Source organism: Paenibacillus terrisolis (genome assembly GCF_056171975.1).
In genome coordinates this window covers 1-21,732 of record NZ_JBKFGG010000024.1, presented here as the reverse complement: position 1 = coordinate 21,732, position 21,732 = coordinate 1, and the positions used below count along the sequence as shown (strand labels likewise).

Sequence of the window (21,732 nt, the reverse complement as noted above, 5' to 3'; positions counted from 1 at the left end):
GCCACTTTTAAATAAACAGCTGAATGTCGGATTCCAGCGCGTCCTTCAGATAGGTTTTGGCGTCGATGATTTCAAGCTCGGGAATGAATTCCTCCGGTTTAAAGCCCATGATTTCAATGGACAGCTTGCAGCCGTAGAACTTCACGTTTTTCTTGCGGGCGCCCTTCAAAAAATGGATCAGCTTCGGCGCATCGTTATCCTCGATCATTTCCGTCAGCATCAGCTTGCCGAGCCCGCTGAAATTCATTTTGGACAAGGGCAGATCCTCGGGGCCTTTTGGGGTCATCCAGCCCATGAGCTTCTCGTACAGCGTTTTATCCTCCAGCGTCATTTTGTCGGGATCACGGACCAGGAACAACCCCCAGAAAGTAAAAAACATCGTTACGTCGACATCCAGTTCCCGCGCCGAATTGGCCAGAATCAGACCCGCCATCGCTTTATCGTATTCCCCGCTGAACATCAGCAAGTTCATTCTTTTTTTGTCCACGACCGCATAACCTCCATGTTGAGTGATACGTTTAGTATGGTTTCTCCATGAAAAGGTATGCTCTCCCCAAAAAGTAGTAGACAATAGGTCAAATTTTGATATTATAATATTTGATAATGATTATCAGTATCAAAAATAGCGGAAATAAGGGGACTCTATAATGATCAGAAATAAAGCTTTGGCGATATTCGCGGCAATGTCTCTCGTTTTGATTTTACTGTCCGGGTGCGGAAACGGCACGAAGGAAACTCCGGCAGCGGAAGGGACGGCAGGCAACGTTTCGGACAACTCTGCTGTGAGCGCCAACGCTTCGGAAGGCGAAACCGGTACCATTAAAGTCAGCCACGAGTGGGGAGAAACGGAACTGAAGGAAATTCCGAAAAGAGTCGTTACGCTGGACTTTTCCTTTATTGATACCCTGGTTGATCTGGGCGTTATGCCGGCGGGGAATGCGGGTGTCGGCGAGACGAAGATCCCCGAATACCTGCAGGACCAAATTACTGCGGACGTGACCGATGTGGGAGAGCGCAAAGCGCCCAACCTGGAAGTTATCGAATCGGTGGAACCGGATCTCATCCTTGCCAGTCAGGACCGCCATAACATGATCAAAAAGGAGCTGCAGGACATCGCTCCGACGATTGCTCTGGACGACAACAGCTACCAGGAAATCCTGGACAACGTAGACACCATCGCCAAAGCGCTGGGAAAAGAGGCGGAGGCCGCCAAGATCAGAGCAGATCTCGACGCGCGCATCTCGGAGGCGAAGGGCAAGATCACAAACAAACCTACAGTGCTGGTCATCGGCGCTTTTGATGACGAATATACGGTATGGCTGAAAGGTTCGTTCATCGGTTCACTCATGACCGGTATCGGCGCGGATTATGTGTTTGAGGGCGAGAAACAGGATTCGGAAGGCAAAGCGGAAGGCGCCAAAGCGACACTGGAACGCCTGAATGAAATCAATCCGGACTACATCTTCATGTACGGGGATTCCGCAGATAAATTTACCGACAATCCGCTGGCCAAAAATCTGAAAGCGGTGAAGGATAACCATCTGGTTCTGGTAGACCGTAATTTGTGGTCGCGCGGCCGCGGGCCGATCGCGGCGAAAAAAATTCTGGATGAGGCGATTCCGCTGCTTACGGGTCAAGCCGTTTCGGAATAAGGGGTTGAAATTGTGCAGCTTCAGCAAACCGGAAACAAACGGGCATCCGTCCCGTTTGTTTCTTCTGCTTTTAAATTCGCGTTTTTTGTGCTGCTACTTCTGGTCATCGGCGCTTTTTCGATTCTGTTCCACGTCAAAGGACTTTCTTTTCGCAACCTTTCCGACCTGCTGCCTATAGACCCTAATGACGTGCTCGATTATACGGTTTGGATGGTGCGGACGCCGCGCGTCGTATTGGCGGTTCTGCTCGGAGCAGCGCTGGCGGTTGCGGGCTGTCTGCTGCAGGGCATGACGCGAAATCCGTTGTCCGACCCGGAGATTCTAGGGATTAACCAAGGGGCATCTTGCTTCGTGGTGATCGCGCTTCTCCTGGCGGGGGAGCAAAATGCGGCTTTGACCATTTTGCTGGCCGCTTTTTTGGGAGCGGCGGCAGGCGGAAGCGTGATTTACCTGCTCGCTTTTCGCGGCGTGTACAGCCCGTTCCGGGTGGTGCTCGCAGGGTCGGCAGTCAGTTTGTTCCTTGGCGCGCTGACGACGGGCGTCATTTTGCTCCATGAAACCAAACTGTCCGATATTTTGTATTGGATGGCCGGCAAGCTGTCGGGAGCGAACTGGAATGATCTGAAAATGATCTTCGTTCCGGTGCTGGTGGCTATCATCGGTGCCCTTGCGCTGGCTCGGCCGATGAACATCCTGTCTCTCGGGGAAGACACGGCCCAAGGTCTTGGCATCAACACGCTGCGCATCCGCAGGATTCTCGCCGTGCTGATCGTGCTGCTCGCCGGAAGCGCGGTGGCGGTAGCCGGCCCCATCGGCTTTATCGGGCTGATGGTCCCGCATATGGCGCGCAGAATGGTCGGTCAGGATTACCGAATTCTGCTGCCGTTCTCGGCGCTGCTTGGCGCGAACCTCCTGGTAGCGGCGGACTTCGCCGCGCAGTGGGTCACGTATCCGGCCGATGTTCCGGTCGGCATCGTCACGGCGCTTTTGGGCACGCCCTTTTTCGTGTACCTTCTGAGAAGAAAGCGGGGGCAGGCTAAATGACAAAGATCAATCGCTTCGTCGTCGTGATGCTGGTAGGCCTCATTCTTCTGGTGATCGCCTCATTGTTAAGCTTGCGCCTGGGGGCGGTCTCCACGCCTTTATCCGAAATTCTTCATGGTATGTTGGAGGGGGACGGCGTCGTCTTCAAATACCGTTTGCCGCGGCTTGTCATTGCGATCCTCGTTGGCATCAGCATGGCCCTGTCGGGATCCGTGCTGCAAAGCGTGACCCGCAACCCGCTGGCCGCGCCCGATATCCTCGGCGTGTCTGCCGGCGGCGGACTGGCTGCGGTTATCATGCTGCTATTATACCCAAGCGCGCCGCCTGTTCTGCTGCCGATCATGGCATTGGGAGGAGCAGTTGTCGCCGGATTGATCGTTTATATGATCTCCTATCAGAAAGGCGGCATTCAGCCCGAACGTCTGGCTTTATCGGGGGTGGCCATTTCCGCGGGGCTGCACGCGCTGATCACGTTTATGATCGTCAAGTTTGCGCTGGATTCTTCCCAGGCTCTGGTGTGGCTCAAGGGAAGCCTATACGCGAGATCATGGCAGCACGTCGAGATGCTTTGGCCGTGGACGGTGGCCGGAACGGTAATCGTGCTGCTCAGCTACAGACAGATCAACCTGCTGCTGCTTAGCGAAGAAACGGTCAGCGGACTCGGCCTGCGGGTTCGGGCCGCAAGGCTGCTGCTGATCGGGGCAGCCGTTGGATTATCCGCAAGCTCTGTTGCGATTGCCGGGACGATCGGTTTCGTGGGACTCGTGGTTCCGCATGCGGCAAGGCTCATCGTCGGCGGTTCGGACAGCCGCTTGTTTTTGCCCGTATCGGCGCTTCTGGGAGCGCTTTTGGTCACGGTCGCGGATACGCTCGGGCGGATTATCATCCCGCCGATCGAAATTCCGGCCGGCATTATTACGGCATTGATCGGAGCGCCTTATTTTATCTATTTGCTGGTAATTCGGAAGACCGCATAGGCGACTCCCTTTCGGGTGGCATCATTCAAAAGTCGTTTATTGGTTTTCCATCTTTTTTCCGCTTATATTATTCGCGATTTTCAGTTACTATAAGGGAGTCGAATCAACGTTTATATCCTATTTCTGAGGGAGTAGCATTTATCGGAGAGGCATGCCGCCTCTCTTTTTATGTGAGAAAATCGGCAGTGGCGAGGGAGATCGAGATATGACACGATGGAACCGGACTCGCAAAAAATCGCTCTTTGCCTTACTAGTCGTTATGACGGGGATGCTGGCTTTATTTATCTCGAAAGAGGGGAGAGTGTCCGCCTCGAATTCTCCTACGGAAGCTTTCATCAAACAGAACATGATGAACCCGAACGGAACTCTGGCAACCTATTTGCAGGACAAGTCTTCCGCCGATCCTGGCATCGCGTCCGGCAGAGAGGCGCTTTCCGAATCGCTCGGGATCTGGATGCAGTATGCCATGACGAAGCAGGACAAGCCTTTGTTTGAGCAAGCCTATAAAGAATTGACCGAACATTTTTTGACTCGCGATGGGACCGGGGGGGTGTACATCCCTTGGAAGCTAACGGAGAATGGCGTCAGCCGGGTCAGCACAGACGCTTTGGGAGACGATCTCAGGATCGTGGATAGTCTTTTGGCGGCGTCGCATCGATGGAGCGAAGAGAAATATCTCTCTGCCGCAAGGGATATTTCAAAAACGCTGCTGGATTCCGCTCAGTATAGGGATGACCTCGTCGACTTCCATGATTTTGCGCGAAATGAGTCGCCTGGTACGTTAAGCCTGGCATATATCGATATTTCCGCCATGCAAAAAATGACACGAGATGGGCTTTTGGATCATGCCTCGTATCAAAAGTACGAAAACATCATGCGGAGCATACCGAACGATGGGGTGTTTTATCCCAAGACATACGATGTCGCATCCGGTCAGTTTCGATTTGACGACTCGGTGAATTTGATCGACCAGCTGATGGTAGGCCTTCACAGCGCGGAAATGGGGAAGAAGCCCGGGCGCCTGCTTGCGTTTTTGAAGCTGGAATTTGCCGAGCATCACCGGCTGTTAGGCCGATATGATCGAACCACCCGTTCGCCGGCCGTATCCTATGAATCTCCGGGAGTGTACGGACTTGCCGTGCTGCTCTCGCTGCAGTCGGGCGAACCGGATCTGGCCGAGCGGTTGAACCGACGAATGATCGCATTGCGAAGCCATGATCCGAAATATGTCGGAGGTTATGTATTCGGAGGCAATACGCATATTTTCGATAACCTGTTTCCGCTTTTGGCGGAGACCCGTCTGCAGAAATACAGCAAGGAGCAATAGGGGAAGTCGTTGTTTCACTTTAGGCATCATGAGGGAACTGGGGGAGACAGAGTGGGGAAATTAAGCGGGAAGCTTCCGATTCATCAGGTTCAGTTCGGGTACAGGCTGTTGATCGCGCTTACGATGATTCAGCAATTGCTCGTGTTTATCAAAGTTTACGAGAGTCAATCTTTTACGATGGCGGAATTTCTGTTCAGTTTAGGACTGGCCGCTTCGCTGCTGGCGGGATTTGTTTTTCCCGTCGGGGTGACGGCGGTAGGCGTGTTTATATTTCTGGTCAGTTATTTCGTCTGGCTCGCGACCTATGCGCAGACGGACATCTTAGCCTTCTCCTGGATATTGCTCATTCCGGCCAATGCGCTGATCGCGTCCTTCATTAAATCGAGGCTGATCCGCAGTGAACGGTTCATCGAAAGGCTGGACGATCTCAAAAGCATAAATCCGCAGATTGATTTGGATACTACTTTGGGAAACAAAGAATCTTTGGCCGATACGGTGATCAAGCAGTCCAATCTGGCCAATCGCTATTCGGATCGATACGGCTTTTGCATGGTCATGTTCAAAATCGAGTTTTTGCCTATGGTGATAGAGGCTTTAGGTTCGGAGCGTTATTCCCGGCTGTTGCTGGAATTATCGAATATCATTCAACAGCAGATCCGTTTTGAGGATTACAAATTTTCGATCGATGGGGGACGATTTATTATCATCTGCCCGATGACCAATCAGGAATACCTGCATGTTCTGACGGAACGGATCAAACGGGCGATGACTTCGGCCGAGTGGACGGATCGAAAGGGAGAGCCGATGAAGCTGATCATACGCGCGGGAGGTTCTGCGTTCCGCAAAGAACAGTTCAACGAGTACCAGCAAATCGACTCGGTCATTGCGGCTTTGGAGAGACGGACCGAGACGGATTTGATAGGAGAGTACATTTAATGTCTTACGAAAGCTGGTTTATCCCCTTATGCTTAGTCATCAGCGTGTTGTTCGCCCTATCGATTCTGGGGCTAACCATCGCTACCCTGGTTTTCCGTGCCGAGATCAAAAAGAAATACGATCGGAGGAACTGACGTGTGGCGGATACGATTCTTTTGATATCGATCATCAGCATCTGGATCGCTGTATTGGAGTCCGTCGTGCTTATGGCGGGGGCGATCCGTTTCGTGTTCCGGCAAAACCGCCGGGAGTTCGTCATTCCGGAACGGATGGATCATTTTCCGACAGTTACGGTGATGGTTCCCGCACATAATGAGGAGCTGGTCATTTCCGCCACGGTGGAGCATATTCTTAACCTTTACTATCCGGAGGAGAAAGTGCAGGTCATTGTCATTGCCGACAATTGTACGGACAGCACGGCCGCGCGGCTGAAAGCGGTAAAGGCAAAGCCCGAATATGCGCACCGAGACTTCCTGATTCTTGAGCGTTCGGGGACAGGAGGGAAATCGGGAGCGCTGAATGAAGCCTTGAAATACGCTTATGGCGAGTGGGTATGCATTTATGACGCGGATGCCGCGCCGGAGAAAAACGCCCTATTGTTCTTGACGGCGAAAGCGATGGAAGAGCCCGGGCTGTACGGGGCGGTGTTTGGCCGCAACAAAGCGCGCAACCGGGACCAAAACTTCCTTTCCAGATGCATCAATCTGGAGCTGATTACGTCTCAGCGCGTGCATCATACGGGGCTTTGGGAGCTATTTAAGCTGGGGACCATTCCGGGTACCAATTTTATAGTCAAAACCGCGCTGATCCGGGAAATCGGCGGATGGGATGAAGCGGCGATCACCGAAGACACGGCGATTTCCTTCGAAATTTTGACGCGAGGCCAGCTGATTGCATTAGCGCCGGAGGCCGAAGCTTATCAGCAGGAACCTGAGAAGCTCAGCGTCTATATTAAGCAGCGGGAACGCTGGGCCAAAGGAAATTACAGCGTCGTGATGGAGAACCTCCACCATCTGTTCCGTCCTTCAAGCTGGCGCATCAAGCTCCATGTGCTTTATTATGCGGCGAGCTATTTCTGGTTCTTGGCCGCGATCATCGTTTCCGATATTATTTTCGTCGTCAATCTCGTCTATCAAATCATCGCCTTGTTCAACCCGGCCGTCGTTTCTCCGTTCTATTTCGGAGGAGACGTGTACGTGTATCTCGTAATCGCCTGGGCGCTGATGTATTACATTTACGTTCTCCAGATTAATTTGGCTCTAGCCACCGACATCGGTCAAAGCAACACAAGCAACTTCATTCTGTCCTGCATCTCGTACTTCACTTACGCTCAGTTGTTTCTGCTCATCTCGATCAAGGCGTCCGTCTCCATGATCGCCGATAGAATGACGGGAAGAAAGAGTAAATGGTATAAAACGCAGCGGTTCGAATGAGCGGGGTCCGTCCTCGATTTCCGTCGTTCCCGCGACGCCCAGAAAGGGCTGACCCGGCTCACAGAAAAGATCTGTGAACGGGGATAGCCCTTTCATGCTGTCCGGCTTGCTGCGCCGATCAGAAATCAAAATTGTTCGGATCCGGGCCCACCCGGAGATTTTGGTTCAGCGCGTCGATTTGCTTCATGTCTTCCTCGCCGAGTTCAAAATTGAAAACATCGGCGTTTTCGGTAATGCGACGAGATTTCACGGACTTGGGAATCGTAATTACGCCGTTTTGCAAGTCCCAGCGGATAATAATCTGTGCGATCGACTTATTGTGTTTGCGGGCGATCTCCGCGAGTAACGGCTGGTCCAGCAGCTGCCCCTGCATCAACGGCGACCAGGCCTCGAGTTGTATGCCGCGTTCGAGGCAGAATGCCTGCAACTCTTTTTGCGTCAACCGAGGGTGGTATTCCACTTGATTGACCATCGGTACGATCTCCGCGTCCTTCATCAGATCCTCCAGATGGTGAATCTGAAAATTGCTCACGCCGATCGCTTTGACTTTTCCCGCTTTGTACAGCGTCTCCAGCGCTCTCCAGGCCTCTTTATATTTACCGGCAACCGGCCAATGGATCAGGTACAGATCCAGATACTCAAGCCCCAGCTTGCCAAGGCTGGTTTCATATGCCGTCAGAGTCGCTTCGTAGCCGAGATCGGCGTTCCACACCTTGGAGGCGACGAACAGCTCCTCCCGGGAAATGCCCGCTTCTTGGCTCCCCTCGCGAATCGCTTGTCCCACGCTTTCCTCGTTGCCGTAAATCGCGGCTGTATCCACGCTGCGGTATCCGTGGCCGATCGCGAATTTGACTGCATCCACCAGTTCGGGGCCTTCCTCTACTTTGAATACTCCGATGCCCAGCCAGGGCATTTTGACTCCGTTGTGCAGGGTTGTGCGTTCTTGCAGGCTTGCGATTGTCATGATTGTGAAACCTCCAATGGTCTATATATTTGCGCATGCGCATGTACATGTGAATTTACTTTCAGCCGATCCTTTCGTTCCGGCCCCCAGCTCCAGCCGGTCAGCAGCACGGCAGCCGTACCATCGCCGCGGCGATATTAGACATTTCTCTCCTCCTAAAACGTTGTGGTACGATATATCAAAAAAGCGTATACGGAATTTCCGACCGGCAAATGCTATTATGGAATATACGAGATTCATCGTGAAGTACGCACTTTTTTGTGCGGTAGGAACTTTGAAGTGATATAGGGACTTTAAAGTACCTGTCGATAGGAGGAGAACGGGATGATAAAAACCAAGAAATACAACATATCCGTGGAGGCGACGCTTGAGGTCATCGGCGGCAAATGGAAGTGCGTGATTCTCTGCCATCTGACACATGGCAAAAAACGTACCAGCGAGTTGAAACGGCTGATGCCCGACATCACGCAGAAGATGCTTACTCAGCAGCTGCGTGAACTGGAGGAGGATGGAGTTATCCGCCGGATTGTGTATCAGCAAATACCGCCAAAGGTAGAATATGAGCTCAGCGACTACGGAAATAGTCTGAGGGGAATTCTGGATTCCCTCTGCGATTGGGGAGAGCAGCATCTCCGCAAGGTTTACGGCGACCTCGATCTTTTGGAAGATAACGTGCTCAATGAACATTTGAAATCCTAGGGCGGCCCATGCCGAAGGAAGAAAGGAGGAAATCCCATGAAACCGATCACCGTTCTGATTGCCGACGACGAAGCGGAAATCGCCGATTTGATCGAGCTGCATCTGGCAAAAGAGGGCTATCGCTGCATCAAGGCCGCGGACGGACAGGAAGCCGTTCAGGCGATTCAGGCGAACGCGATCGATTTGGCGATTTTGGACATCATGATGCCCAAGCTGGACGGTTACGAGGTCACAAGGCAAATCCGCGAGCGCTATCATCTGCCGATCATTTTTCTGAGCGCCAAAGCGACTGACCTCGATAAGATCACCGGGCTTGTTCGGGGCGCAGACGATTACGTAACCAAGCCGTTCAATCCGATGGAGCTGGTTGCGCGCGTGAACGCCCAATTGCGGCGGTTTATCCAGCTCAATCCGTCGGCGGCAGCGGCTCCGGCGGACCGGTCCGCGATCGAAGCGGGCGGGCTTATGATTCACCCTGAAGAGCGCGCCGTATTCATGTACGGCGAACCTGTGGAGCTGACGCCGAAGGAGTTCGATATTTTGCTGCTGCTCGCCGGCCATCCCAAAAAAGTGTTCAGCTCGGAGCATATTTTTGAGCAGGTCTGGGGGGAAGCGTATTACGAAGGAGCCAACACCGTCATGGTGCACATTCGCACATTGCGGAAGAAGCTCGGTGAGGACGCGAACAAGACCAAGCTGATCAAAACCGTTTGGGGAGTGGGATATACATTCAATGGCTAATATGATCCGGGGTTTTCGGTTCAAGATGCTGATGTTGTTCGTTCTGAGCATGGCGTTGTCCGGCACGTTGACTTATTTGCTGTATAAAATTCTCCAGAGCTATTACCATACGCTGTACCATGAGAATCCTTTGAGATTGGTTCGCGGTCTTATCAAGGACGTGGGCGACGTCAACTTTTTCCTGATCTTTTTCATACCGCTGTCGATTTTGTTCTTTTTTCTGCTGACCAGACCTTACGTCGGATATTTCCGGACCATTTCGGAGGGAATCAACCAACTGGCGGGAGGCGAGTTCCATAGGCGCGTGTCGATCCCTACGAACGACGAACTCGGGGATATTGCCAGAGACATCAATCTTGCGGGGGAAAAGCTGCAGCAAGCGATGGAGCGGGGCGATTTTGCCGAGAACAGCAAGGAGCGGCTGATCCTGAATCTGGCCCATGATTTGCGGACGCCGCTGACTTCCGTCATTGGATATCTGGACTTCATCATGGAGGGCAAGGAGCTGACAGACGAACAAAGACAGCATTATACGAAGATCGCGTTCACGAAGTCAAAACGTCTAGAGCGGCTGATCGACGAGCTGTTCGAAATCACCCGAATGAATTACGGCAAGCTGACTCTCGACAAGAAGCCGATCGATCTCGGCGAACTGCTGGGTCAGCTGAATGAGGAACTATACCCGGTTTTTGAAAAAAACGGCTTGGTTACCCGTGTGCAAATGGCCCCGCACATGACAATTTCGGCGGATGGAGATCTGCTGGCCCGCGTATTTGAGAACTTGCTGTCCAATGCCGTCCGTTACGGCAAAGACGGGGAGTTCATCGATATCCGGGGGGAACGGGACGAAGGAGAGGCCGTGGTCCAGATCATCAATTACGGCGACCGGATTTCCCCGGAAGAGCTGCCGCATGTTTTTGACATGTTTTATACCGGCGATAAAGCCCGGACCCACAAAGAGGGCAGCACCGGGCTTGGTCTGTTCATCGCCAAAAATATCGTGGAGCAGCACCAAGGTTCTATCACGGTGCAAAGCGACTCGATCCGCACGCTTTTTGAAGTCCGATTGCCCATGCAGCTTTAAAAAAGGCTATCAGTAAGCCCGCCCTTTGGTTCATCCATTGGGGCGGGCTTATTTTATTATGCATTACCTATTGATGTACGACAAACGATAGTGTATGATGCATAGTATAAATCATAGTGTACGATACACAGTATGAAAAAACGAGGTGAAAGGATGGACTCCCTGTTAAATTCGCTGATCACGGAACTGCGGAGAGGGACTTTAACCCTGGCCGTTTTAAGCCAGCTGAAAACGCCGCAATACGGATATTCCCTTGTCCAGCGGCTGGAGAACTCCGGAATTGCCATTGATCAGAGCACATTATATCCGCTGCTCCGCCGTTTGGAGAAACAGGAGCTGGTGACAAGCAGTTGGGATACGACAGAAAACCGGCCGCGCCGGTATTACGTATTAAGCGCCTTTGGAGAGGAAATTTTCGAGCAGTTGAGGAAGGAATGGGAGAAGACCTCCCAGGAGCTATTCATTTTATTAAAAGGAGAGGAAGAGCATGAATCTGATTGAACTGTACATTCATGAAGTAGTGCGCAGGCTGCCGGAGAAGAGCCGCGAGGATATCGCCCTGGAGCTTCGGTCGACGATCGAGGATATGCTGCCTGACGATTGTACCGAAGAGGATGTGAAACAGGTCCTCGCCAAGCTTGGCGATCCGGCCGTTCTGGCCGGCAGGTATCGCGACAAGCCGATGCATTTGATCGGGCCGCGCTACTACGATTTCTACATTCATTTGTTGAAGATGATCGTTCCGATCGCGGCCGCGATTGCCTTGATCTCGCTGATGGCCGATCACATCGTTTCCTACTCCGGCGATGGTTCCGTACTGCAAACGATCATTACGATTATAGTGAAGGGGATCGGGGAGGTTTTTTACGCAGGGTTAATGGCCGCATTTTGGATTACTTTGGTGTTCGCCATTGTTGAAAGGGTGGATGCCGGGAAGCAAACTGCTGCTTTGAACTTCGGCTTAAAAGCATGGAAGCCGGAGGATTTGAAAAATATCAGCTACATTCCCGAGGCGAAGAAAATCCCCAAAAGAGAAGTGTTTCTCAGCCTGATGTGGACGGCGATTTGGGGCTGCGTTTATTTTAACGCCGACCGTCTGGTCGGCATGTACGATAAGGGCCCGGGCGGCGGGTTGGAGTATGTCGCGCCTATTTTCAACCAGGACGTTCTGATGTCCTACTGGCCCTTTATTGTGCTGGTCCTCGCTTTGGACGTCGTTCTTGCCGGCTTTAAATGGTTCAAAGCTCAATGGACGGTGAACCTGGCGATTCTGAATGCGGCTATCCATGTCGTAAGCCTGGTCTTGTTCCTGGCCATGATCAGTAATGCCGGACTGTTCTCGGCGGCGTTTACGGACAAAATGACCGAGGTTATCGGGACAACGAACCTGACCGATCTTGGGACCGAGCCAAATTGGCTGCTGTGGCTGGTGCTCTTCGCCTATTTGCTGGCCGTGGTGCTCGACTCCTATCAAGCCTTCCGCAAAGCGTTGATTCGGCATTCGTAAAGCAAATAAAACAACTGCCTTTCCTGCGAAAAACTTGCGGCGGAAGGCAGTTGTTTTTTTGACAACGGCAATAGCAACGATTCGAGGCTGCGATTTATCTAAAATCCGGCGGAATTCGTCTGGCGACGCCTGTTGCAATGGCGGCCTCGACGATGGCTTTACGCACCTTCGGGACGACCTGATCGTTAAAAATGCTGGGAATAATGTACTGCATATTTCGTTCTGCATCCGTCACGGCGGAAGCGATCGCCTGGGCCGCGGCCAATTTCATCGGTTCGTTAATCCGCCGGGCCCGGCAGTCAAGGGCGCCCCGGAACAGGCCGGGAAAAGCCAGCACATTGTTGATTTGATTGGGGTAATCGCTCCGTCCCGTCGCCACTACGGCGGCATGAGCCATGGCCTCCTCGGGCTTGATTTCCGGCTCGGGGTTGGCCAGCGCGAAAACCACGGGCCGGTCGTTCATCGTTTTCACGTCCTCGCCGACGAGTAGACCGCCGCAGGACACACCGATAAAAACATCGGCGCCGCGCAGAACCTCCTTCAGCGCGCCGGAGCTTTTCTCTACCTGGGGCTGCTCCGCCAGCCACTGCCACATGGGATGCTCGTATCGGCCGCCCTGCACAATGGCCCCGTGCTTGTCGACCGGGGCGAGCCGGGTGACGCCGGCCGCGAGCAGCATTTTGCAGATGGATACGCCTGCGGCCCCAACCCCGCTGACCACGACCCGGATCTGATCCATCCGTTTGCCGACAACTTTCAGCGCATTGATCAGTCCCGCGGTTACCACTACCGCAGTACCGTGCTGATCGTCGTGGAACACAGGGATGTCGAGCTCCTCGGTCAGCCGCCGTTCGATTTCGAAGCAGCGCGGCGAGCTGATATCCTCCAGATTGATGCCGCCGAAAATCGGGCTGACCGCTTTGACGGTTCGAATGATTTCCTCCGTATCGGTCGTGTCGAGACAGAGCGGGAACGCGTCCACTCCGGCAAGCTGCTTGAACAGCATCGCTTTGCCCTCCATCACCGGTGCGGCCCCGTAGGGACCGATATCACCCAGCCCCAGCACGGCTGTACCGTCGGTGATCACCGCGACGGTATTGCGCTTAATCGTCAGGGAATACGCTTTGGATGGGCTTTCATAAATGGCGGAGCAAACCTTGGCCACGCCCGGCGTATACACCTGCGACAAATCCTCGCGGTTTTTGATCGGCAGCGTCGGCTGAATGGTGATCTTGCCGCCAAGATGCATGAGGAAGGTACGGTCGGATACGTTGACCAGCTTAACGCCATCCAGCGCTTGGAGCGCGGCTACGACGGCGACCTCGTCGCGTTCTCCGGTGTCCACGGTAATATCGCGGACCGACGATTCCTGACTCGAACGGATCACGTCGATCGACGTGATATCTCCTCCGGTCTGGCTGACGGCAGCCGCCACATCGCCAAAGCTTGCGATCTCATGATCCAGTTCCAGTCTGATGATAATTCTCGTAGGCGCCATCGCTTATATCCACCCCCGCCATTTTACGGCTTCGGTGATTCTTTTCAGGCCCACCATGTAAGCGGCAAGCCGCATATTCACGTGGTTTTCCTGCGAGTTCAAATACACTTGACGGAAGGACGCGGTCAAAATGGCGGACAGCTTCTCGTTTACCTCATCAAGCGACCAATAATACCCCTGATTGTTTTGCACCCACTCAAAATAGGAAACGACCACGCCGCCCGCGCTGGCAAGCACGTCCGGCACCAGCAGCACGTCCCGATTCGTCAGGATTTCCGTAGCCGCATAAGTTGTTGGCCCGTTGGCGGCTTCAACCACGATTCTCGCCTTGATGTCCGGGGCATTGGCCACCGTAATTTGGTTTTCGATTGCCGCCGGGATCAGAATGTCGCATTCCTGCACGAGCAGCTGCTGGTTCGTCATGCGGCTGTCGTATAAATGGGAGACCGCCCCGAACGAATCGCGTTTGTTCAGCAGCTCCGGAACGTTAAGACCTTGCGGATCGTACAGCGCTCCGAACACGTCGGAAATCCCGACAATGACCGCACCGGCGTCATACAGGAACTTGGCGAGGAAGCTGCCGGCGTTGCCGAATCCTTGAATAATTACCCGCGAGCCCTCGACGGAGATTCCGGCCATTTTAGCCGCTTCCCGCAGCACGATCGTCACTCCGAGCGCCGTGGAGGACTCTCTTCCGCAGGAGCCGCCCAGCACAAGCGGTTTCCCGGTAATGAAGCTTGGGGAATCGAACTCGCGGATGCGGCTGAATTCATCCATCATCCAGGCCATGATCTGCGAATTGGTAAACACGTCGGGGGCCGGAATATCCTTGTTTGGCCCCACGATCTGGCTGATCGCCCGCACATACCCGCGGCTTAAACCCTCAAGCTCTCTTTGTGACATCGCCCGCGGATCGCAGATAATGCCGCCTTTGCCGCCGCCGTAGGGCAAATTGGTGATCCCGCACTTGATGCTCATCCACATCGACAGCGCTTTAACCTCGCCCTCCGTGACGTCGGGGTGGAAGCGCACGCCTCCTTTGGTCGGCCCGATCGAGTCGTTATGCTGCGCCCGGTAGCCGGTGAAAACCTTGACCGAGCCGTCGTCCATCTTGACGGGAATCCGCACGGTCAGCACCCGCATCGGCTCCTTCAGCAGCTCGTACATCGCCTCCGATTCCTTCATCGTCTGTAGAGCCGTCCGTATGATTTGCTGGGTGCCGGCAAACACATCCGTGTTCTCCGAACTTCTTTTCGCGGTTCCGTTCATGTCGTTAGTCCCTTCTCTCGCCAGAGTGGCTGCTTGCCTATTGTTTTGCTATTTCGTGCGGGAAGTCAGTTTCGCTTGCGTAAAGAGGAGCAGATAATCGCTGCCGCCCGCTTTGGAGTCGGTGCCCGACATATTGAAGCCGCCGAACGGGTGAGCGCCCACCAGCGCACCGGTGCATTTGCGGTTAACGTAGAGGTTGCCGCAATGCATCGTTTCCAGCGCTTCGGCGATCCGATCTTCATCTCGGGAGAAAAAAGATCCCGTCAGCCCGAACTCCGTGTCGTTATACAGCTCGATCGCTTCTTTCCAATCCTTCGCTCTGCCGATCGCCAGCACCGGTCCGAAAATTTCCTCCTGCATGATGCGCGCTTTCCCCGCAACATCGGCGAACACGGTCGGCTTGATATAGTAGCCGTTCCCTTCGGCTTTTTCGCCTCCGGTCAGAAGCGTCCCTTCCTGCTTTCCGATCTCGATGTAATCGAGGATTTTGCGGTAGGAGGCTTCATCGATCACCGGCCCCGCCGGGAAGTTCTGCTCGGGCAGCCCCACGGTTAATTGCTCCGTCAAACGGACGACTCTGTCCACAACCCCATCGTAGACGCTGCCGACGATAAACGCTCTGGAACCGGCGGAGCATTTCTGCCCCTGGAACCCGAACGCGGAGGTGACGATCGCCTGCGCGGCCGCGTCGAGATCGGCGGTTTCGTCCACGACAAGGCCGTCCTTGCCGCCCATTTCGGCGATCAGCCGCTTGATCCAGATTTGGCCCGGTACGGTGTCTCCGGCCAGCTTGCCGATTCTCAGCCCCACCTCTTTGGAGCCGGTGAAGCTGATAAAACGAGTTTTAGAATGGCCGGTGAGATAATCGCCAATCTCGGCGCCGCTGCCGGGAATGAAGCCCAGGACGCCGGCGGGGAGTCCGGCTTCTTCCATGAGAGCCACGAATTTATGGGCGATGACGGGCGTCGTGGAGGCGGGCTTCAGCAGCACGGTATTGCCGGCGACAATCGCGGCGGAGGTCATGCCGACGCAAATGGCCAGCGGGAAATTCCAGGGCGGAATCACGACGCCCACGCCAAGCGGAATATAAGCGAGGCGATTATCCTCGCCGGCAACCCGCGTCAAGGGCAGCGTCTTGTTGATATCGCGAAGGCGGAGCATCTCCCGGGCGTAGAACTGTAAGAAATCGATCGCTTCCGCGGTGTCGGCATCCGCTTCCGCGTAATTTTTTCCGGCTTCGAGAATCATCATGGCGGAAAATTCGTGTTTGCGGGCTTTCATCAGTTCCGCCGTTTTGAGCAAAATCGCCGCCCGCTCCGACGCAGGGACCTTTTTCCAGGTTTCAAAGGTATCCAACGCAGCCTGCATGGCCTGTTCGGCCAGCGCCTGGTCCGCTTTGCTCACGTAACCGATCGTTTCGTCCAAATTGCCCGGATTGATAGACCGGATTTTATCTTCCGTAAAAATCCGTCCCGCGCCGATATGAAGCGGAATTTCCCTGCCAAGTTCCTCTTGGCGAATTTTGGCGATGGCGGCCTCCATGGCGCGCCGGTTCTCTTCTTGTCCGAAATCCGTGAAGGATTCATTCGAGAAAGCCTCCAGATGGGTGGTTACGCTCATTTTGACATCTCCTTTTTACGGGCTTATTTGAACAGATTTCGAAGCACGAACCAGACGTTGGCGGGACGCTCCGCAAGCCTTCTCATGAAATAGCCGAACCAGTCGTTTCCGTAAGGGACATAGACTCTGACCTTGTAGCCTTCGCGGATCAGCCGCATTTGCAGTTCCTCGCTGATTCCGTACAGCATTTGAAACTCGAACTGGTTCAGCGGAATATGCTGTTCTTTGATCATTTGTTTGGCGTGTTCGATGATTTGCGGGTCGTGGGTGGCGATGGCGGTGTAATTTCCGTTCAATAGGTGGGCAAAAATGAGGCGTTTATAATTGCTGTCGACGTCGGACTTTTCGGGAAAAGCCACTTTGGGGGATTCTTTATACGCGCCTTTGACAATGCGGAGGTTGGCTCCGAGATCCTTGAGATCCTCGATATCGTCCATAGAGCGGTATAGATACGACTGTATGGCGATGCCGACGTTGTCGACCTGCTCCCGCAGTTCTTTGTAGATTTGCAGGGAGGTCTCGCAGTGGGTGTAATCCTCCATATCGATGCGGACGAAAAGATCGTGCATTCTGGCGCGGTTTACGATGGATCGGAGGTTGCTCATGCATAGCTCCCGGTCAATATCGAGCCCAATGGAAGTCAACTTGAGCGAAAGATTGGCCTGGACGCCCGATTTGGCGATCGCATCCAGAGTTCTCAGACACATTTCCGTGGATTCCAGCGCTTCCTGTTCATTGGCGACGAACTCGCCGAGATGATCCAGCGTCGCTTCTCGCCCTGACTTATTCAAAGCGCGGACGGCCTTAATCGCTTGGTCGATCGTTTCCCCAGCGACAAAGCGGCCTGCACCGAACCGAAGGCCATATTTTTTGGCCATCTTATTGGCTGAGGGGCTTTTGGCAAAAGCTTGAAACATGTTTCTCATCATCGCATCCATCATATACCTTCTCTTCCAGATTATTTGTACACAAAATATACAATATTTTAAGTAACTGAACAATATTTATTTTAAATTTGTACATAAAAAGGTCGAAGTTTCACAAAGGTGTTCAATTTTGAACAAATTTTATAATTGAGCGCAGAAATCCGCCTGCTTGGAAAGTTGAACCATTGCCATTTTCATGTTAGATTTACTAGTAAATTTATCAGCCTGCGAGGTATATATGTTCAAAAATGAACGCTTGTGGTTTGATCGGAATTTTGTTGAATGGGCACCGGAGACCCCTGTCAGTGGACTGTCCACCGGTCTTGGAGAAGGGGATGCCGCAATCGCGGCGCTAGATGGGGCGTATTATGTATTCACGCAAGAGGATTTAGGCATGCTTGGTCTGGGCAGGGGCACCAAGGACACTCTTGAAGATTTTCTGCGGAAATATGGGGGGATATTTACGGCAATCGCCGTTCGCTACGGCGAGTTTGACCGCATCATGGAAGAATTGATTTCCGGAGGAGCGTCTTATTCGGGCAGGGCGGCCGTTTTTTTCGATGAAGCCGGGAAGGTTGTCGGGTACAGTTGGCTTGCAAAGCTGCTGAAAATGGCTCGGAGCATGCAACGGGAGATGGCGGCTTATTTCGGGACCTTGGCGGAAACCGTCAGCGACGCGGTTACGGTCGTTGATCAGAACGGCACGGTAATTGGCTGGAACACTGTTGCGGAAGAGATGTACGGAATCCCGAAGCAGAGTATCCTTGGCCGGACGATCGGGGAGCATTTTGACCCGGATGACTTGGTTGTGCTCAAGATTCTCGATGAAGGCAGGCGTATGCGCAACGCGTACCATCGCCCCCGGGAAGGTGCGCATGTGCTGATTAACGCTTCCCCGATTGTGGACGATAGCGGCAGGATTATCGGCGGCGTGGCGACCGAACAGGATATCTCGCATCTGGTGAAGCTGAACGACAGGCTGACGACGGTTCACTCGAGGCTCCTAACCCACAAAATGAACGGTGGGCAGGATCCGTTTTCGTTGATCAGCGACCGTGGCGAAAATATGGGCAAAGTGATCCGGCTCGCCAAAAAAATCGCCGAAACCGACTCGCCGGTTTTGTTTATTGGAGAGAACGGAGCAGGCAAGAGTTCGCTCGCTGAAATGATTCACCGGGCCAGTCCGCGGGCCGAGGGTCCGTTCCGGACACTGAACTGCGGCGCTATTCCCGTCGGGCTCATCGAAGCGGAGATGTTTGGCTTTCAGGGCGGCGCTTTCTCCGGTCTGGACGCCGGGCAAGCCGGGGCCTTGGAAGCGGCTGACGGCGGTACGCTTTTTCTGAATGAGATCGAAAATCTTCCGCCGGATATCCAGGATAAGCTCAGCCAATATTTGCGGCAGCGCACGATCCTCCGCATCGGGGGCAGCGATCCGATTTCCGTATCGGTCCGGATTTTCGCGGCGACTCACGAGGATTTGGAGGCGCTTATCCGGGAAGGCAAGTTTCGGGCGGAGCTCTACTATGCATTAAACGTAGTTTCCTTGCATGTTCCTCCGCTCCGCGACCGAAAAGAGGATCTATCGACCTTGGTACAGCTGTACCTGCGGCAATTTTCCCTGCAATACCAGAAACCGATTCCGGCCATCGCGCCGGAGGTCATGCTGGCTTTTGCCAAATACCGCTGGCCGGGCAATTTGACGGAGCTGCAGGCAACGCTGGAGCGCTGCGTGATTTTAAGCGAAAATGATCGGGTTCTTATGGAGCATCTGCCCGAGCATTTTCAAAATACGGAGTCGCAGCTTGAGTCGGAGGGGATTGAACGCACAAATCCGGCACAGCAGGCTGCGGCAGGGATGGAGCGGATGCTGCGCCCCAAAATTTCCGTGGAAGAGGAAATCGAATTGATGAAGGAAGCGCTTGAGCGCTCCTCCGGCAACAAGAGCAGCGCGGCCAAAATGCTTGGGATATCGCGCGGCACGTTATACAAAAAAATCCGGGAATACAATTTAGTCTAAAGTAGTCTGGAAAAATGGCATGAACAAGACCGCCCATCGGATGTCCGAACCCTTGCTTGGGCTTCTGCATAGCATATTACACAAGTTTGCAGAGGAAAAGGGGCGTGGCATCATGATGGGCATTGAATTGTCTGCGATTCATTATGTATATCTCGCGTTTATTGTTTTCATTTTGGGTCTGCTGATCAAACGGCGGGACACGACGATGATTTGCGTGGTGGGGATTTTCACGCTGGGGCTGATCGCGACAGAGACGCTCAGCGGTTCGGTTTCGGGGATATTCAACTCGTTCATCTATGCCACCAAAGAGCTGATGGGTACCATCATGATCATATCCATCATCGTGGCCATGAGCCGGGTGCTCATCCGAACGGGCATCAACGAGACGATGGTCGCGCCGTTAACCCGCTTTCTGCGGACGCCGACGATGGCTTATTGGGGCATCGGCATCATTATGATGGTGACGTCGTTCTTTTTCTGGCCCTCGCCGGCGGTTGCCTTGATTGGAGCGGTGCTGCTCCCGGTAGGAATTCGCGTTGGACTCCCGGCCCTCGGTGCGGCTATGGCCATGAATTTGTTCGGGCACGGCATTGCCTTGTCCGGCGACTATATCATACAAGGCGCCCCCAAGTTGACGGCGGATGCCGCCGGCCTTCCGGTGTCCAGCGTTATGGAGGCCAGTGTGCCGCTCGTTGTCGTGATGGGGCTGGTCAGCACGGTTACCGCTTTCTGGATGATGCGCAGGGACATCAAAAAAGGCACCTGGAGAAGCGGGCTTGTCTCCATGAAAAGTTCGGATGGGATTCTTGGCGATGGCAGCTCCGCCAAGGAGGATAAGGCCGTCATCCATCCGGTCGTGCGAAAATGGCTGGCGGTGATTATCCCGCTGCTGTTCGCGGTTGACGTCGTGGCCATGTTTCTGCTGCACCTGCAGGGCGGGGATGCCACCGCGCTCGTTGGCGGTACCGCGGTGCTTATTCTGATCGCGGTGACCTTGCTGGCGCACCGCAATCGGGGGCTGGAGAGAATCACATCCTATATGATCGAAGGGCTTGTGTTTGGGTTTAAAGTGTTCGGTCCGGTGATCCCGATCGCGGCGTTTTTCTATTTGGGCGACGCGGCATTCACGGACATTTTCGGCAAAGTTCTGCCGGAAGCCTCGCACGGGATCGTCAACGACCTCGGCGTGGCGCTGGCGGATACCGTTCCGCTGAACGGCATCGTCGGCTCGGTTACGCTGGCCGTCACGGGGGCGATCACCGGCCTGGACGGCTCCGGCTTCTCCGGCATCTCGCTCGCCGGGTCCATCGCCAATCTGTTCGGCACCGCGATCGGCTCCGGTACGGCGACGCTGACGGCGCTTGGGCAGGTCGCGGCAATATGGGTCGGCGGCGGCACGCTCATCCCGTGGGCGCTCATCCCGGCCGCGGCCATCTGCGGCGTCAGCCCGTTTGAGCTGGCGCGCCGCAACCTGAAGCCGGTGCTGATCGGCCTCGCCGTGACAACGGTAGTGGCGATGTTTTTGGTGTAGGCGTAATGCGGGCGCGGAGGCCCCTTGAAGGGGTCTCTTGCTTTGCCCGGAAGTGGAGTTGCACTTAAGCATCCGGAGCGTCAGATGAAGCAGTGACTATTGCTTCATCTGACGCTCCGGATGCTTTTTTCTGCTAGGTTGTCCTTACCGGGGGAATAGGGACGTGTGGCGGGGAGCTTCTAACTTAACTGGTTGACTAACTGACTAATTGACTAATTGACTAACCTAGCAAAATTGTCTGCTTTCCGATTAACTCTTTATGCTAACTGGAAATTCTCCCGCTAATTCGACCCGATTAAGTCCGGAGAAGAAACTAACTGGAAATTCTCCAGCTAAATGAAGCGATTTGACCGAATTCACGCTTGTACGTCCCAATTAGCATGAGTTTTTCCAGTTAAGTAGGCGAAAACTCGCAATATTGCTGAATTTAGTGGGAGCTTTTCCCGCTGCTATGAACGAATTTGTCAATCCCCCTGTTTTTCCCCTTTTAAACAAGGGTTTTCAATT

Annotated in this window: 20 protein-coding genes; 14 read left to right on the top strand and 6 right to left on the bottom strand. The window is 53.9% G+C overall.

Going from position 1 to position 21,732, the window contains the following annotated elements; translation table 11 throughout:
* Positions 1-7: 7 nt before the first annotated feature.
* Positions 8-472 carry a DsrE/DsrF/DrsH-like family protein gene (locus ACI48K_RS17900; RefSeq protein WP_475029078.1) on the bottom strand — a complete coding sequence of 155 codons (465 nt, stop codon included), beginning with the start codon at positions 470-472 and terminating at the stop codon, positions 8-10.
* 175 nt (positions 473-647) lie between these two features.
* Between ACI48K_RS17900 and ACI48K_RS17895 the strand changes: the two genes are divergently transcribed.
* From ACI48K_RS17895 to ACI48K_RS17865, 7 genes are all read left to right on the top strand, one after another.
* A complete protein-coding gene (locus ACI48K_RS17895; protein ID WP_475028978.1) occupies positions 648-1,652 on the top strand; it encodes an ABC transporter substrate-binding protein in 1,005 nt (334 codons plus the stop codon).
* Between the two features lie 12 nt (positions 1,653-1,664).
* On the top strand, positions 1,665-2,696 hold the full coding sequence (locus tag ACI48K_RS17890) for a FecCD family ABC transporter permease (protein ID WP_475028977.1): 1,032 nt from the start codon (positions 1,665-1,667) through the stop codon (positions 2,694-2,696).
* Positions 2,693-3,673 (top strand): FecCD family ABC transporter permease, encoded by a 981-nt coding sequence (locus ACI48K_RS17885; protein ID WP_475028976.1) that lies wholly within the window; start codon positions 2,693-2,695, stop codon positions 3,671-3,673. The genes ACI48K_RS17890 and ACI48K_RS17885 overlap by 4 nt, the downstream gene beginning before the upstream one ends.
* Before the next feature lie 205 nt (positions 3,674-3,878).
* Entirely contained in the window at positions 3,879-5,000 is a 1,122-nt protein-coding gene (locus tag ACI48K_RS17880) for a glycosyl hydrolase (RefSeq protein ID WP_475028975.1), read from the top strand.
* 51 nt (positions 5,001-5,051) lie between these two features.
* Positions 5,052-5,936 (top strand): diguanylate cyclase domain-containing protein, encoded by an 885-nt coding sequence (locus tag ACI48K_RS17875; protein WP_475028974.1) that lies wholly within the window; start codon positions 5,052-5,054, stop codon positions 5,934-5,936.
* Positions 5,936-6,070 (top strand): hypothetical protein, encoded by a 135-nt coding sequence (locus ACI48K_RS17870; protein ID WP_475028973.1) that lies wholly within the window; start codon positions 5,936-5,938, stop codon positions 6,068-6,070. The genes ACI48K_RS17875 and ACI48K_RS17870 overlap by 1 nt, the downstream gene beginning before the upstream one ends.
* 3 nt (positions 6,071-6,073) lie before the next feature.
* Complete coding sequence (locus tag ACI48K_RS17865; protein WP_475028972.1) at positions 6,074-7,369, top strand: glycosyltransferase family 2 protein; 1,296 nt, start codon at positions 6,074-6,076, stop codon at positions 7,367-7,369.
* 118 nt (positions 7,370-7,487) lie between these two features.
* Here ACI48K_RS17865 and ACI48K_RS17860 read toward each other — a convergent pair whose 3' ends face one another.
* Positions 7,488-8,333 (bottom strand): aldo/keto reductase, encoded by an 846-nt coding sequence (locus ACI48K_RS17860; protein ID WP_475028971.1) that lies wholly within the window; start codon positions 8,331-8,333, stop codon positions 7,488-7,490.
* Positions 8,334-8,660: 327 nt separating this feature from the next.
* On the opposite strand from ACI48K_RS17860, the gene ACI48K_RS17855 reads away from it, so the two are divergent.
* From ACI48K_RS17855 to ACI48K_RS17835, 5 genes are all read left to right on the top strand, one after another.
* Positions 8,661-9,032: a winged helix-turn-helix transcriptional regulator gene (locus ACI48K_RS17855; protein WP_475029077.1), complete on the top strand. Its 372-nt coding sequence runs from the start codon at positions 8,661-8,663 to the stop codon at positions 9,030-9,032.
* A gap of 36 nt (positions 9,033-9,068) precedes the next feature.
* Positions 9,069-9,773: a response regulator transcription factor gene (locus ACI48K_RS17850; RefSeq protein ID WP_475028970.1), complete on the top strand. Its 705-nt coding sequence runs from the start codon at positions 9,069-9,071 to the stop codon at positions 9,771-9,773.
* Positions 9,766-10,857 (top strand): sensor histidine kinase, encoded by a 1,092-nt coding sequence (locus ACI48K_RS17845; protein WP_475028969.1) that lies wholly within the window; start codon positions 9,766-9,768, stop codon positions 10,855-10,857. The genes ACI48K_RS17850 and ACI48K_RS17845 overlap by 8 nt, the downstream gene beginning before the upstream one ends.
* 153 nt (positions 10,858-11,010) lie before the next feature.
* Positions 11,011-11,358, top strand: coding sequence for a PadR family transcriptional regulator (locus ACI48K_RS17840; protein WP_475028968.1), 348 nt, complete (start codon positions 11,011-11,013; stop codon positions 11,356-11,358).
* On the top strand, positions 11,345-12,364 hold the full coding sequence (locus ACI48K_RS17835) for an HAAS signaling domain-containing protein (protein WP_475028967.1): 1,020 nt from the start codon (positions 11,345-11,347) through the stop codon (positions 12,362-12,364). The genes ACI48K_RS17840 and ACI48K_RS17835 overlap by 14 nt, the downstream gene beginning before the upstream one ends.
* 94 nt (positions 12,365-12,458) lie before the next feature.
* Here the strand turns inward: ACI48K_RS17835 and ACI48K_RS17830 are convergent, their stop codons facing one another.
* Genes ACI48K_RS17830 through ACI48K_RS17815 form a run of 4 tightly spaced genes read right to left on the bottom strand, consistent with a single transcriptional unit; the run spans position 12,459 to position 17,689 of the window.
* Positions 12,459-13,862 carry an NAD-dependent malic enzyme gene (locus ACI48K_RS17830; protein ID WP_475028966.1) on the bottom strand — a complete coding sequence of 468 codons (1,404 nt, stop codon included), beginning with the start codon at positions 13,860-13,862 and terminating at the stop codon, positions 12,459-12,461.
* Positions 13,863-13,865: 3 nt separating this feature from the next.
* Positions 13,866-15,131 (bottom strand): Glu/Leu/Phe/Val family dehydrogenase, encoded by a 1,266-nt coding sequence (locus tag ACI48K_RS17825; RefSeq protein WP_475028965.1) that lies wholly within the window; start codon positions 15,129-15,131, stop codon positions 13,866-13,868.
* A gap of 48 nt (positions 15,132-15,179) precedes the next feature.
* Positions 15,180-16,751 (bottom strand): L-glutamate gamma-semialdehyde dehydrogenase, encoded by a 1,572-nt coding sequence (pruA, locus tag ACI48K_RS17820; protein ID WP_475028964.1) that lies wholly within the window; start codon positions 16,749-16,751, stop codon positions 15,180-15,182.
* 23 nt (positions 16,752-16,774) lie between these two features.
* Positions 16,775-17,689 carry a proline dehydrogenase family protein gene (locus ACI48K_RS17815; protein ID WP_475029076.1) on the bottom strand — a complete coding sequence of 305 codons (915 nt, stop codon included), beginning with the start codon at positions 17,687-17,689 and terminating at the stop codon, positions 16,775-16,777.
* Positions 17,690-17,915: 226 nt separating this feature from the next.
* On the opposite strand from ACI48K_RS17815, the gene ACI48K_RS17810 reads away from it, so the two are divergent.
* Positions 17,916-19,694, top strand: coding sequence for a sigma-54 interaction domain-containing protein (locus tag ACI48K_RS17810; protein WP_475028963.1), 1,779 nt, complete (start codon positions 17,916-17,918; stop codon positions 19,692-19,694).
* A gap of 115 nt (positions 19,695-19,809) precedes the next feature.
* Positions 19,810-21,225 carry a hypothetical protein gene (locus ACI48K_RS17805; RefSeq protein ID WP_475029075.1) on the top strand — a complete coding sequence of 472 codons (1,416 nt, stop codon included), beginning with the start codon at positions 19,810-19,812 and terminating at the stop codon, positions 21,223-21,225.
* Positions 21,226-21,732 lie beyond the last annotated feature (507 nt).

What these genes read in the sequence shown, in the direction of transcription:
- ACI48K_RS17900 (WP_475029078.1), bottom strand. Translation starts at nt 472, where the DNA reads ATGAACTTGCTGATGTTCAGCGGGGAATACGATAAAGCGATGGCGGGT.
- ACI48K_RS17895 (WP_475028978.1), top strand. Translation starts at nt 648, where the DNA reads ATGATCAGAAATAAAGCTTTGGCGATATTCGCGGCAATGTCTCTCGTT.
- ACI48K_RS17885 (WP_475028976.1), top strand. Translation starts at nt 2,693, where the DNA reads ATGACAAAGATCAATCGCTTCGTCGTCGTGATGCTGGTAGGCCTCATT.
- ACI48K_RS17880 (WP_475028975.1), top strand. Translation starts at nt 3,879, where the DNA reads ATGACACGATGGAACCGGACTCGCAAAAAATCGCTCTTTGCCTTACTA.
- ACI48K_RS17870 (WP_475028973.1), top strand. Translation starts at nt 5,936, where the DNA reads ATGTCTTACGAAAGCTGGTTTATCCCCTTATGCTTAGTCATCAGCGTG.
- ACI48K_RS17860 (WP_475028971.1), bottom strand. Translation starts at nt 8,333, where the DNA reads ATGACAATCGCAAGCCTGCAAGAACGCACAACCCTGCACAACGGAGTC.
- ACI48K_RS17850 (WP_475028970.1), top strand. Translation starts at nt 9,069, where the DNA reads ATGAAACCGATCACCGTTCTGATTGCCGACGACGAAGCGGAAATCGCC.
- ACI48K_RS17845 (WP_475028969.1), top strand. Translation starts at nt 9,766, where the DNA reads ATGGCTAATATGATCCGGGGTTTTCGGTTCAAGATGCTGATGTTGTTC.
- ACI48K_RS17840 (WP_475028968.1), top strand. Translation starts at nt 11,011, where the DNA reads ATGGACTCCCTGTTAAATTCGCTGATCACGGAACTGCGGAGAGGGACT.
- ACI48K_RS17835 (WP_475028967.1), top strand. Translation starts at nt 11,345, where the DNA reads ATGAATCTGATTGAACTGTACATTCATGAAGTAGTGCGCAGGCTGCCG.
- ACI48K_RS17830 (WP_475028966.1), bottom strand. Translation starts at nt 13,862, where the DNA reads ATGGCGCCTACGAGAATTATCATCAGACTGGAACTGGATCATGAGATC.
- ACI48K_RS17825 (WP_475028965.1), bottom strand. Translation starts at nt 15,131, where the DNA reads ATGAACGGAACCGCGAAAAGAAGTTCGGAGAACACGGATGTGTTTGCC.
- pruA (WP_475028964.1), bottom strand. Translation starts at nt 16,751, where the DNA reads ATGAGCGTAACCACCCATCTGGAGGCTTTCTCGAATGAATCCTTCACG.
- ACI48K_RS17815 (WP_475029076.1), bottom strand. Translation starts at nt 17,689, where the DNA reads ATGGATGCGATGATGAGAAACATGTTTCAAGCTTTTGCCAAAAGCCCC.
- ACI48K_RS17810 (WP_475028963.1), top strand. Translation starts at nt 17,916, where the DNA reads ATGTTCAAAAATGAACGCTTGTGGTTTGATCGGAATTTTGTTGAATGG.
- ACI48K_RS17805 (WP_475029075.1), top strand. Translation starts at nt 19,810, where the DNA reads ATGGGCATTGAATTGTCTGCGATTCATTATGTATATCTCGCGTTTATT.